This is a genomic window from Streptomyces sp. AB3(2024), from assembly GCF_041862025.1.
Classification (GTDB): domain Bacteria; phylum Actinomycetota; class Actinomycetes; order Streptomycetales; family Streptomycetaceae; genus Streptomyces.
The window spans coordinates 87238-98761 of sequence record NZ_JBGWAB010000009.1; the positions used below are offsets into that span (position 1 = coordinate 87238).

11 protein-coding genes and 1 pseudogene are annotated in these 11524 nt (G+C 72.8%); 8 read left to right on the forward strand and 4 right to left on the reverse strand.

Annotation, left to right across the window (positions count from 1 at the left end; translation table 11 throughout):
- Nucleotides 1-40 precede the first annotated feature (40 nt).
- Nucleotides 41-691 (forward strand): TetR family transcriptional regulator, encoded by a 651-nt coding sequence (locus ACEPPI_RS06390; RefSeq protein WP_373914248.1) that lies wholly within the window; start codon nt 41-43, stop codon nt 689-691.
- Here the strand turns inward: ACEPPI_RS06390 and ACEPPI_RS06395 are convergent.
- Together ACEPPI_RS06395 and ACEPPI_RS06400 are read right to left on the reverse strand one after the other, a co-directional pair.
- Nucleotides 688-1950 (reverse strand): MFS transporter, encoded by a 1263-nt coding sequence (locus ACEPPI_RS06395; protein WP_373914249.1) that lies wholly within the window; start codon nt 1948-1950, stop codon nt 688-690. The two genes, ACEPPI_RS06390 and ACEPPI_RS06395, sit on opposite strands and share 4 nt — an antisense overlap.
- Nucleotides 1947-4013: an alpha-galactosidase gene (locus ACEPPI_RS06400; RefSeq protein WP_373914287.1), complete on the reverse strand. Its 2067-nt coding sequence runs from the start codon at nt 4011-4013 to the stop codon at nt 1947-1949. Before ACEPPI_RS06400 ends, ACEPPI_RS06395 begins: the two co-directional genes overlap by 4 nt.
- 271 nt (nt 4014-4284) lie before the next feature.
- Here ACEPPI_RS06400 and ACEPPI_RS06405 point away from each other — a divergent pair.
- The 6 genes and pseudogenes from ACEPPI_RS06405 to ACEPPI_RS06430 form a co-directional block, all read left to right on the forward strand.
- A pseudogene (locus ACEPPI_RS06405) lies at nt 4285-5043 on the forward strand (alpha/beta fold hydrolase); the annotation flags it as partial.
- 97 nt (nt 5044-5140) lie between these two features.
- On the forward strand, nt 5141-6511 hold the full coding sequence (locus ACEPPI_RS06410) for a rhodanese-like domain-containing protein (protein WP_373914250.1): 1371 nt from the start codon (nt 5141-5143) through the stop codon (nt 6509-6511).
- 73 nt (nt 6512-6584) lie between these two features.
- A complete protein-coding gene (locus ACEPPI_RS06415; protein ID WP_373914251.1) occupies nt 6585-6953 on the forward strand; it encodes a rhodanese-like domain-containing protein in 369 nt (122 codons plus the stop codon).
- The gene (locus ACEPPI_RS06420) at nt 6950-7696 is read left to right on the forward strand and encodes a sulfite exporter TauE/SafE family protein (RefSeq protein WP_373914252.1); all 747 of its coding nucleotides are present in this window, start codon (nt 6950-6952) and stop codon (nt 7694-7696) included. The genes ACEPPI_RS06415 and ACEPPI_RS06420 overlap by 4 nt, the downstream gene beginning before the upstream one ends.
- 83 nt (nt 7697-7779) lie before the next feature.
- A complete protein-coding gene (locus tag ACEPPI_RS06425; RefSeq protein ID WP_373914253.1) occupies nt 7780-8352 on the forward strand; it encodes a rhodanese-like domain-containing protein in 573 nt (190 codons plus the stop codon).
- A gap of 64 nt (nt 8353-8416) precedes the next feature.
- Complete coding sequence (locus ACEPPI_RS06430) at nt 8417-8683, forward strand: metal-sensitive transcriptional regulator (RefSeq protein WP_266845506.1); 267 nt, start codon at nt 8417-8419, stop codon at nt 8681-8683.
- A 98-nt stretch (nt 8684-8781) separates the two neighbouring features.
- On the opposite strand, the gene ACEPPI_RS06435 is transcribed toward ACEPPI_RS06430, so the two are convergent.
- Nucleotides 8782-9336, reverse strand: a complete 555-nt coding sequence (locus tag ACEPPI_RS06435; RefSeq protein ID WP_373914254.1) for a hypothetical protein — start codon at nt 9334-9336, stop codon at nt 8782-8784.
- A gap of 168 nt (nt 9337-9504) precedes the next feature.
- Between ACEPPI_RS06435 and ACEPPI_RS06440 the strand changes: the two genes are divergently transcribed.
- Nucleotides 9505-10158, forward strand: coding sequence for a hypothetical protein (locus tag ACEPPI_RS06440; RefSeq protein ID WP_373914255.1), 654 nt, complete (start codon nt 9505-9507; stop codon nt 10156-10158).
- 70 nt (nt 10159-10228) lie between these two features.
- Here ACEPPI_RS06440 and ACEPPI_RS06445 read toward each other — a convergent pair whose 3' ends face one another.
- Nucleotides 10229-11521 (reverse strand): histidine kinase dimerization/phospho-acceptor domain-containing protein, encoded by a 1293-nt coding sequence (locus ACEPPI_RS06445; RefSeq protein WP_373914256.1) that lies wholly within the window; start codon nt 11519-11521, stop codon nt 10229-10231.
- Between the last annotated feature and the right edge of the window lie 3 nt (nt 11522-11524).

Below are 11524 nucleotides of genomic sequence, written 5' to 3' on the forward strand. Positions count from 1 at the left end.
GCCTGACTCATATTAGCTGGCTGGATGGGATGATGGAACGGTGAATCAAGACCGCAACCCGGGGACGCTGCGCCGCCGGCCCGTCCAGAAGCGCAGTGCCGAACGTTTCGAGCGGCTGTTGGACGCCTGCGCCGAACTCCTGGACGAAGTCGGCTACGCCGCTCTGACCACCAAGGAAGTGGCGCGCAGGGCCGAGGTGTCCATCGGTACCCTCTACCAGTTCTTCTCCGACCAGGAGGGGCTGATCGGCGCGCTCGCCGCCCGGAACCTGGAGGCCTTCCTGGAGCGGGTCGCGGTACGGATGGAGCGCGAGAACCCGCAGGACATCGCGGGCGTCGTCGAGGTGGCCGTCGAGGAGTACGTCGCCATGCGCCGGACCGTTCCCGGTTTCGGCGTGGTCGACTTCGGCGCGGTGGGCCGGGACCACACCCTCGATCCGGCCCTGGACAACAACACGGCGGTCGCCGGACGGCTGCGCTCGCTGACTGCGTCCCTGTCCGGCGTTCGGGACGACGCCGAACTGGACATCGCCGTCCGGGTGGCCCTGGAATGCGCGGACGGCGTGCTCGGACTTGCCTTCCGTACCGATCCGCAGGGCGACCCCCAGCTGATCGCCGAGTGCAAACGAGTCCTCAACAGCTACCTCAACGATCGGATCCGGTCGCTCGCGACAGGTCGGGAAGCGCACTAGCGGACGCCCCTGACCTTCCAGACCAGGACCGCGCCCAGCGCGGACATGGCCGCCGAGCAGAGGAACAACGAGGGGTAGCCCCCCAGGTCCCCGAGTACGACGGAGGCGATCGGGGGTACCAGGACGTACGGCAGGGAAGCCATCAGGTTGGCCAGGGCCATGTCCTTGCCGCGGTCCGCCGAGGCGGGCAGCACCTCGGTGACCAGGGCGGTGTCGACGGCCAGGTACACGCCGTAGCCCAGGCCCAGGATGACGGCCGCGACCAGCGTCATGGTCCAGGTGGGCGACAGGGCGAGCGGGACCGCGGCGACGGCCATCGTGACGCCGCCGGCGAAGACGAGCATGCGGCGCTTGCCCAGCCTGTCCGAGAGCCAGCCGCTGAGGACGACCGTCGAGACCGTGGCCAGGCAGTTGACGCCGACCACGATGAGCAGGCCGTCCTCGGTGGACCGGCCGGGGAACAACTGCTCGTAGTGCAGGACGTCGTCCAGGAAATACGGCATGTAGAGCGTGCCCAGGCCGTAGCCCAGTCCCATGATGAACCGGGAGCCCATCGCCCAGACGAAGTCGGGGTGCCTGCGCGGGCTGATCCGGTAGCCGTCCAGGAACGCGCGCGGCGAGAACGGCTCGCGGTGGCCGGGGGGAAGCGGCGGGTCCTTCATGACGACCGCGAACAGCGTGATCAGCAGAGGGAACGAGGCCATCAGCACGTACTGCGCGGGGAAGCCCGTGATGAGCCCGAGCAGCAGCCCGCCCGCGATCAGGCCGCCGGCCTGCGGGACCGTGGCCCAGCCCAGGACCACACCGCGCTGTGCGACGGGGACCCGGTCGGGTACCACCGGCGCCATCCCGGCTCCGACGACCATGAAGGCGGCGGACAGGACGAGGGAGCCGACCGCGACCCCGGCGACCGTCGTCTGGACGCCGGTGAAGACCAGCGCCGCCATGCAGGCCAGCGAACCCGCGATCATCCACGGCCGGCGGCGCCCGAAACGGCCGGTGGTGCGGTCGCAGAGCGCGCCCGCCAGCGGCGCGATCACGATTCCCGAGATCGCGCCCATCATGCTGACCCAGGCGTAGGCGCCGACCTTCCCCGCCGGATCGATCTCGGCGATCTGCGCGGGCATCAGGAACGTGGTCGGCACCTGCATCGGGATGAACATCCCGGTGTTGGCCAGCACGTACAGGACGATCCAGCCGGGGCCGACCCTGCGGGTCGGCTCGGCGAGGGCCTCGGGCCGTGCGGGGGCGAGGCTCATCGGGACACTCTCTTGAGGTGGACGAGCTCGCTCGTGCAGTCGAAGGCCAACAGCGGCGGGAGGCCGTGGCCGAGCAGGACGGCGCCTTCGTGGACGGCCCCGGTGTCCTCGTCCCGGTAGCGGGCACGGGGGTCGAGGCCCTTCAGCCGCGTGCGGGCGACGGTGCGGTTCAGCCCGGACGGCTGGAACCGGAAGACGACGGCCTCGTCCCCGGTGAGGTACTGCACGGCGTCCTGTCCGAGCCGGTACAGGGCTCCGCCGTGCACCACGGGCCGGATCCGCTTGTACTGTCCGACCAGCTCCCGGGCCCAGGCCAGCTCGTCCTCGCTCCATGTGCGCAGGTCGCCGCCGATGCCCATGGCCCCGGCCATGGAGACGTGGAAACGGTACCGGACCGGGGCCGGGCGGCCGGTGGAGCCGTTCGGGCTGTCGGTGACCCAGGCGCCCATGGTCCGGGCGGGCAGCAGCTGGCAGTGGCCGTGCTGGATCGCGACCCGTTCGGCGGCGTCGGTGTTGTCGGAGGCCCAGACCTGGTCGGCGCGGGCCAGCACGCCCAGGTCGGCCCGCCCGCCGCCGCCGGCGCACGACTCCAGGTACAGGCCGGGACGGGCGGCGCGCAGCCGGTCCATCACCTCGTAGACGCCGCGCGTGTGCTCGATCCATACCCGGTCGGGGTCGGCGGCCCCCGGCTGCCCCGCCTCGCTGAAGGACCGGTTCATGTCCCATTTGAGGAAGGCGACGTCCAGCTCGGTGACGGTCCGCACCAGCCATTCGACCGCCCATTCGCGGACGTCGCGGCGGGCGAAGTCCAGGACGTGCTGGTTGCGGCTCTGCGTGCGCGTACGGCCGTCCTGGCAGAGGATCCAGTCGGGGTGCGCACGGAACAGGTCGCTGTCGGGGTTGACCGCCTCGGGCTCGACCCACAGGCCGAAGCCCATGCCCAGCGCGCGAACGTGGTCGGCGAGCGGGCGCAGGCCGTTCGGGAAGCGGTCGGGGTTGGGCCACCAGTCGCCGAGCCCCGCCGTGTCGTTGGTGCGGGCGCCGAACCAGGCGTCGTCCACCACGAAGACCTCGACGCCGATCCCCGCGGCCAGCTCGGCCAGCTCGGTCTGCTGCTTCTCGCCGATGTCGAACTCGGTCGCCTCCCACGAGTTGAAGATCAGTGGGCGTTCGGCCGGCCGGGCCGGCAGCACCTCGCCTTCGACGTAGGCGTGCCAGCGGCGGCTGGTGCCGCCGAAGCCGTCGGGGGCGTACAGCCCGGTGAAGACGGGGGTCTCCAGGCGCTCGCCGGGGAGCAGTTTCCAGACCAGGCCCTCATGGCCGAAGCCCCCGGTCCAGGAGGCGCGGCCGTATGGGTCGCGGCGCAGGGTGATCCGGCGGCTGCCGCTCCAGGCGAGGGCCGCGCTCCAGACCTCGCCGTGTTCCTCGGCGGCGTCGTGCGCGTCGAGCATCAACCAGGGTCCGGCGTGCCGTCCCGTGATGCCGAGTCGGCTGGTGAACACCGTCTCTCCGACGGGCACCCGGTCGCGCCGGAGCTGGAACTCCCTGCCCCACTCTCCCACCACATGGCTGACCCGGTAGTCGTCGCGGGCGGGCAGGGTCCAGGCGGCGGAGTCGAACCGCAGGACGTCCACCGGCTCGTCCGCGGTGAGCACCGCCCAGCGTTCCACCTGGTCGTGGCCGTCCCGGATCCGGTAGTGCAGGTCGAGCCCCAGGGAGCGGACGCGGTCGGTGAAGGAGAGCGTGAGCAGGCCGGCCCCGGCCCGGTGCGAGACGAACCGCCACTCGAAGCCGCGCACGCCGTCTTCGAACCGGACGGTCAACGACGGTGCCCCGAACCGCAGACCGCCCTCGACGGCGTACTCCTCGCCGCCGGGGTCGTCACCGCCGGGGTCCTCGGCGGGCAGGTCGCCAGCGATCGCGACGGCCTGCTCCAGGGTCAGCGGCCGGCCCCAGTGCACGTGCCGGGGGACGTCGTCCGCGTCCAGCCGGAAGGCGTAGGAGGTGCCGGGCGTGCTCAGCAGCCAGAGACGGGCTTCGGAATGGTAGGTGATCACACGCAGCCTCAATGTGAGTAGGGCTCATGTTTTGCGCGTATGCTACGTGAGCGCACCTGCGGCGCCAACCCCCTTGACGGGGGCCTGTGTCGGGGAAAGAGCTCTGGCGGGGGCGGGCTCCTCCCAAGGGCGAGGGCGGGGGCGCCGAGCGCGTATGGCGGTTCGACCGGCCGGGCTCAGGCTTCCCGCAGCGGCACCAGGGCCGGGGGGCCGGAGCGGTGTCCCGGCATCAGCGGCGGCACGCTGATGACCCGGGCCCGGCGCGCCCCCTCTCGCCGACCTGCCGGCACGAGACTTCCGCGTCTACAACTACGACCGCCGGGGCCGCGGCGACAGCGGCGGCCCGCCCGACCGCGACGTCCGGCGGGAGATCGACGACCTGGACGCCGTGATCGGGCTGGCAGGCGGCCCGGTGCTGCTCTTCGGCATGTCCTCCGGAGCCCTACTCGCCCTGGAGGCCGTGGCCAGGGGGCAGCGCCGTATCCGCCCTGGCCCTGTACGAACCGCCGTTGGTCGTCGACGGGACCCGCCCGCCGCTGCCCGCGGGCCTGGCCCTGCCGCCGCGGGCCGCCGCCGAGCTGCGCGACGGTCCCGCGCGGACGGCCTGGCGGGCCGCCGCCCGCACCCTGCCCTGCGACGGCATGCCGATGTGCGACCTCATGTCGGGCCGCCCGCTGTCCCGCGACCGCTGGCGCACCGTGGACGTCCCCGTCCTCGTCTGTCACGGCGGCGCGGGCGAGCCGTACATGGCCAGGGCGGCCGGACAACTCGCCTCTCGGTCGGACCGCTTCACCCTCCACGCCCTCCCGGGGCAGGACCGCGCCGTCGACCCCCACGCCCTCGCGCCCGTCCTCACGGAGTTCTTCACCGCGTCCCGAAGCCGGGCCGCCTCTTCGGACCGCCTCGCCGACCGGAGGAAGACGGAGGTGAGCGATCCGCGTGGTCCGGCCCCTTCTCCGTGCGCTCCAGCGCGTTCGTCGCACCTGTCGTGGCCGAGCCTGCCTTCAGGGTGGCGGGTAGGCGGGAGCACGGGTAGCCACCGGCTGCGCGCGGCGAAAAATACCCCCGGGGGTACCCGTGCTACGCTCCAAATATACCCCCGGGGGTAAATGTCAGCCGAAAGGAGCGAGCACGTGTTCTTTATCGACACCATCGAGACCGAGGGCCTCGGAAACCGCAGCTACCTGGCGGGCGGCGCGCACACCGCGGCGGTCGTCGACCCGCCCCGCGACATCGACCGGGTGCTCGCGGCGGCCGCGGCACGCGGGGTGCGGATCTCCCACGTGCTCGAGACCCACCTGCACAACGACTACGTGACCGGCGGCCTGGACCTGGCCCGCCTGACCGGCGCCGCCTACCTGGTGCCCGCCGGCGCGCACGTCGGCTTCACCCGGACCCCGGTGACCGACGGCGACACCGTGGGCGTCGACGAAGGGATCACGCTGCGGGCGCTGGCCACCCCGGGCCACACGCCCCATCACACCTCCTACGTCCTGGAGGACCAGGGGGCGGTCGCGGCGGTCTTCACCGGCGGTTCGCTCCTGATCGGCTCGGTGGGCCGCCCCGACCTGGTGGAGCCCCGGCTGACCGTGGAACTGGCCCGCGCCCAGCACGCCTCCGCGCACCGCCTGGCGGCCGAGCTCCCCGACGAGACGGCAGTGCTGCCCACCCACGGATTCGGCAGCTTCTGCTCCTCCTCCCAGTCCGAGGGCGACACCACCACCATCGGCAAGGAGAAGACCGCCAACGACGCCCTGGTCCAGGACGTCGACAGCTTCGTCGCCGCCCTGCTGGCCGGCCTTGAGGACGTGCCCGCCTACTACGCCCACATGGGCCCCGCCAACGCCGCCGGCCCCCGGCCGGTGGACCTGAGGACGCCTCCCCTGACCGACGCGGCCGACATCGCGGAACGTCTGGCCGCCGGAGAGTGGGTGGTGGACCTGCGCAACCGGGTCGCGTTCGCCGAAGGACACGTGGCGGGCTCCTTCAACTTCGAGGCCGAGGGGAAGATCGCCACCTACCTCGCCTGGATGATCCCCTGGGGCAAGCCCGTCACCCTCCTCGCGGAATCACCCGCCCAGCTCGCCGCCGCCCAGCGCGAACTGGTCCGGGTCGGCATCGACCGCCCGGCCGCGGCCGCCACCGGCACCCCCCGCGACTGGATGCCCGACGGGTACTCCCCGCGGTCCTTCCCCCGGGCCACCTTCGCCGACCTCGCCGCCCGAGCTCGGACGGCGGACTCCGAGCCGGTGGTCCTGGACGTGCGCCGCAGCTCCGAGCGCGCCACGGGCTGGATCGAGGGCTCCGTACACATCCCCGTCCACGACCTGCACCGGCGCCTGGCCGACGTCCCGGCCGGAACCGTTTGGGTGCACTGCGCCGGCGGGATGCGGGCCGCGATCGCCGCCTCCCTGCTGGATGCGGCCGGACGTGACGTCGTCGCCGTCGACGACTCCTTCGCCGCCGCCTCCGAGGCCGGCCTGCCCCTCACCGGCGGCAGCTGAACCCCCACCCCCACCCCCACCCCCACCCCCACCCCCACCCCGACACCGACACCGAGAACCGGAAGGAAGACGGATGTTCCTCTTCCGTCGCGGCACCGCCCGCGTCACCCCCGCCCAGGCCCACCGGGACACCGCCGACACCGCCGACGGAGCCGCCGTGCTCCTCGACGTGCGCGAGCAGGCCGAGTGGAACGCCGGACACGCCCCCGGAGCCGTACACGCCCCGCTCTCCCGGCTCGCCACAGGCGCCGCCCTCCCCGCCGCCGCCCGGAACCGGCCGCTGGTGGTGATCTGCCGCTCCGGGCACCGCTCCCGGCAGGCCGCCAAGCTGCTCACCGGGCGCGGAGCCGACGCCGTGGACGTCAAGGGAGGGATGAACGCCTGGGCGTCGGCCGGGCTCCCGGTCGTCGACGGGCGCGGAAGCCGCGGCCGGATAGCGTGAGCACGCTCATACTCGCCCTCGCCGCCGGAGCCGTCATCGGACTGGCCCTCGGGGCGCTCGGCGGCGGTGGCAGCGTCCTGGCCGTACCCGCCCTGATCTACCTCCTCGGCTTCACCCCGGCCGCGGCCACCACCGCATCCCTGATCATCGTCACCGCCACTTCGGCCACCGCGCTCCACACCCACGCCACCTCCGGCAACGTCCGGTGGAAGACCGGCGCCCTGTTCGCGGCCGCGGGCATCCTGCCCGCCATGGCCGCGGCGATGCTGGCCGCCCGCGTCCCCGAACCCGTCCTGACCGCGGCGTTCGCAGCCGTAGCCGCCCTCGCGGCCTGGCGGATGTTCAGCTCGTCGGGCCCCGGCCGGCAGCCCCGGCCCGTACGGCCCGCCCGTGCTGCCGGAGCGGGCGCCGGGCTCGGTGCGGTCACCGGGTTCCTGGGCGTCGGCGGCGGCTTCCTGGCCGTCCCGGCCCTGGTCTCCGTACTGGGACTGCGTATGCGCGCCGCAGTCGGCACCAGCCTCCTGGTGATCACCGTCAACTCCCTGGCCGCGCTCGCCGCCCGCGCCGGCAGCCACACCCCGCTGCACTGGGCGGTCATCGCCCCCTTCGCCGGCGCCGCGATCCTCGGCGCGTGGGACGGAAAACGCCTCGCGGCCAAGGTCTCGGGCCCCGCCCTTCAGCGGATCTTCGCCACCGTGCTGATGGCCGTCGCCGCCCTCATGCTCGCCGACGCCCTCCACTGACCTCGCGAATCGCCCCTTCACCACACCACCATCAATACCCCCATGGGTATCGCGAGAGCGGCCCCCCACCAATGAGGAACACCATGAACCAGCCCCGCACCCTCGACGTTCAGCAGGCCGGCAGCCGGCTGCACGAACTGATCGTCCTGGACGTCCGCACCCCCGGCGAATACGCCACCGGTCACCTCCCCGGCGCCCTCAACATCCCCCTCGACGACCTCACCCGCGCCCTGCCCGACATCCGCGAAGCCTCCGACCGCGGCGACATCCTCGTCGTCTGCGCCTCCGGAAGCCGCTCCGCCAGGGCCTGCGAGACCCTCGCCGACAACGGCATCACCGCCGCCACCCTCGCCGGAGGCACCGACGCCTGGACCGAGGGCGGCCACACCCTCCACCGTCCCGACAACGCCCCGCGCACCGCTTGGAGCATGGATCGCCAGGTCCGCCTCACCGCGGGCGCCGTCGTCCTGACCGGCCTCGCCCTCGGCCGCCTGCGCCCCGCCTTCCGCCTCGCCTCCGCGGGCGTCGCCGGAGGCCTGGCCTTCTCCGCTCTCACCAACACCTGTGGCGTGGCCGTCCTCCTCGCCAAACTTCCCCACAACCGCCCCCGCCAAGGCGACCTCGAAGCCACCTTCAAGGCCCTGCGCGACCACTGACCCCGTCGAGCAGATACCCCCTGGGGTACCATGGGTGGACAGCGCACAACGCCAGGAGGCACCGGTGAAGGTCGACGACGACGCAGTGAACGCAGTCCTCAACCGGCTGCGTCGCGCCCAGGGGCAGCTCGCGGGCGTCATCGCCATGATCGAAGCCGGACGCGACTGCAAGGACGTGGTCACCCAGCTCGCCGCCGTCTCCAAGGCCCTGGACCGCGCGGGCTTCAAGATCGTGGCCAGCGGCATGCGCCAGTGCATGACCAACGCCGACGAGAGCCAGCCCCCCATGACCGAGGAAGAACTCGAGAAGCTCTTCCTCGCCCTGGCCTGACCCGTACCCTCACGCCGAACCGCTCACACCCGATGACCGGGCTGCCGACATGCCACGGCAGTCACCGGCGAGCCCAACCCTCGATCGGTGACGGTGCTTCACCTCCTGACGGCAGCCGCATGGTGAACCGGCCGTCGGCGGGGCTCGCCGTCCAGGACCGCCCACATGCGCCGACCATCCTCCCCGGTGTCCGTTCCGACCGAGTCGACAGTGGTGAGCATGGCCACTGTGCCGAGCACGGTCTGGTCGGGCGCTCCCGTGGTGTGGCTGAGGACGGCGACGAGCACCTTCCGGTCCTGGTCGCCCAGATGCACACTGAGCCGCTTTCCCCCATCCGCCACGGCTGAGGTGACGAGCAGCCGAACGGCGCTCGCCAGATCTTCCTCGTTCAGGGCCGGGTATCCCCACCCCCGGACCGTCTCAAGGACTTGGCGTACGGCCTTCGTCGGGGCCCATTCATCCGCCCGGAAGGGGTGCGCGGCCGTACGCCGGTTCCGTACCACCATGCGCGGCCGGGTACGCAACGGCATCCCGTCGGCCGACTTCGTCGCCGGCTGCGGTCGCGGGGGCTCCATCGGCTTCTTCTGCGGCGGCGGGGTCCTCGGGGGGTAACTCGGCGGGACCTTGGGCCCCTTGGCCTCGGGACTGGTCAACGCGGCCTCCTCGCAACAGGGGGACTCCATCTTGGCAGGCTTCTTCCACCCCGGGAGCCGATTCATCCGGCTCGGGACACGAATCCGGGCCAGGCCGCTCATCGGTACGACGACGGCAGGACGGCTCCGGACACCGCCGGTGTCAGTGCGAGTTGGCAGTATGACCCCATGAGCAAGGTAGTGAATTTCAGCATGGCGAACCGCGGCGCGGTCGCGCGCTTCGTACCCGCCCGCGATCTGACGGCGGACGAAGAGCGCCGTCTGGGCAACATGCGGGCGAAGGCGCGGGCGCGCCAGGACGATCTCGATGCCCAGGGAGTGGACTGGGAACTGCCGGTGCCGGACGCGCTGGAGGGTCTGATAGCCGGTCGGGCGGACTCCACCGCCCAGTACGCCGGCTGCGCCTATTACGCGGCCCTCCAGATCATCATCGATCACAACGCCTCCGACCCCGACACCCTGGCGAGTTACCGGAGCCCCGTCACCTACTTCTCCGCGCTGGACGGCGCATTGAGCGCGGTGGGCGTCCCCGCGGACCTGCTGCCCTCCCAGTACGTCTTCAGCGGTCCGCCCACGGAGATCGGGATCCACATTCCCGGCCCCGTGGACGGCTCACCCGAAATCGGCTGCTGGCCGCTGGCGCAGGCCGGCCCCGCGGTGGACGCCTACCGCGCGGTGCTGGACCGGATCGACACCGATCTGCGGTACGACCTGGAGGAGCTGATCAAGGCCCTAGACAGCTGGGCCTCCGAGTGGAACGACGGCCGGGGCGCCTGGTGGTGGGCCGAGGACGGCTCGATCTTCTTCTCCATCGTCGGCTGACCGACGATACGGAGCCCGGGGGCAACCGCACCCGACGGTGCGCCCCCGGGGCGAGAGGCACGGCGGCAGGTCAGTCCGGCGCTCCGGGCAGGAGCAGGGTGAACGTGGCCGGAGAAGCGCCGCGCAGGCTCAGCCTGCCCCCCGCCGCCTCCGCGAGCTCCCGGGCCACCGCCAGACCGATCCCGTTGCCGGAGCCGCCCGTTCCGCCCCGTGCGAAGACCGCCCCGGCGTCCAGGGTGAGCGTCCCCTCGTCGGCCACATCGACCGCGACGGCCCCGGCCGCCTCGCGGGCGGTGACGGTGGTCGTACCCCGGCCGTGGCGCAGGGCGTTGTCGATGAGGACGTCGAGGATCTGAGCCGTGGTGCGGGCGGGGACCTCGAAGGAGCCGGCCCCCGGCTGGGAGCGCACCTCCAGCCGTCGGCCCGCCGCGGCGAGCACACCGTGCCACCGCGACTCCGCCCGCTCCAGCACCCGGCCGAGCGGCTCACGGGGGAGGGGAGGCCCCCCGCCGACCCCGGACCGGGCCAGCCGCAGCACCTCCTCGACCGTCTCTTGCAGATGGCGTGCCTGCTCCAGGGCCTCCCGCAATGCCGGACGCAGGTCCGAGCCCGGCGGGAGCCGCCGGGCGTCCTCCAGACCGAGCTGGAGCCCGGTCAGGGGAGTGCGCAGCTGGTGCGAGGCGTTGGCGCTGAAATCGCGCTCGCGGCGCAGGAGCTGGGTCAGCCGCTCGACCATGGTGTTCTGGCTGCGCGCCAGCTGGTCCAGCTCGGTGATCCCGCAGGGCCCTGCCCGGGCGCCGAGGTCACCGTCGGCGATCTCACGGGCCGTACGGGAGAGCGCCTCCACCGGAGCGCTGAGCGCGCGGGCCTGCCGGCGTGCCACCAGAACCGCCGTGGCCAGCGCGACCAGGGTCACTCCGAGGAGCAGCGCCCAGGCCCACAGCACCCGGGTCCAGACCGACCGGGCGGGGACCGCGGCCCGCACCACCGCGATCACCTTCTCGGTGGAGACCACCGGGACGGCGACGACCAGGTCCGATCCGGTGCGGCCACTGACGGCCTTGCCGGCGGCCGCCTCACGGGTCACCCGGTCCGCGGCCGGCCCACCTGTGCCCCCGCGCAGTCGCGACGCGAGGTCGTACACCCCCAGCGTCCCGCCCGGCCTGGGCGACGTCAGCTCCAGGGCGTCGCCGGAGGCGAACTCCGGCCCCACCGTGACCGTCGCGGCCAGGGCCGTACGCTCCAGGGCGCCGCGTTCGTCCTCGAAGAAGGACCGGTGGATGACCCAGGCGAGCGGCACGGCCAGCAGGACCAGGGCCACCAGCACGGCGGACACCGCGACACGCACCACACGCTGCCTCATGCG

Excerpts from the sequence above, each read along its gene's own strand:
- ACEPPI_RS06395 (WP_373914249.1), bottom strand. The coding sequence starts at position 1,950 with ATGAGCCTCGCCCCCGCACGGCCCGAGGCCCTCGCCGAGCCGACCCGC.
- ACEPPI_RS06440 (WP_373914255.1), top strand. The coding sequence starts at position 9,505 with ATGAGCAAGGTAGTGAATTTCAGCATGGCGAACCGCGGCGCGGTCGCG.
- ACEPPI_RS06425 (WP_373914253.1), top strand. The coding sequence starts at position 7,780 with ATGAACCAGCCCCGCACCCTCGACGTTCAGCAGGCCGGCAGCCGGCTG.
- ACEPPI_RS06415 (WP_373914251.1), top strand. The coding sequence starts at position 6,585 with ATGTTCCTCTTCCGTCGCGGCACCGCCCGCGTCACCCCCGCCCAGGCC.
- ACEPPI_RS06445 (WP_373914256.1), bottom strand. The coding sequence starts at position 11,521 with ATGAGGCAGCGTGTGGTGCGTGTCGCGGTGTCCGCCGTGCTGGTGGCC.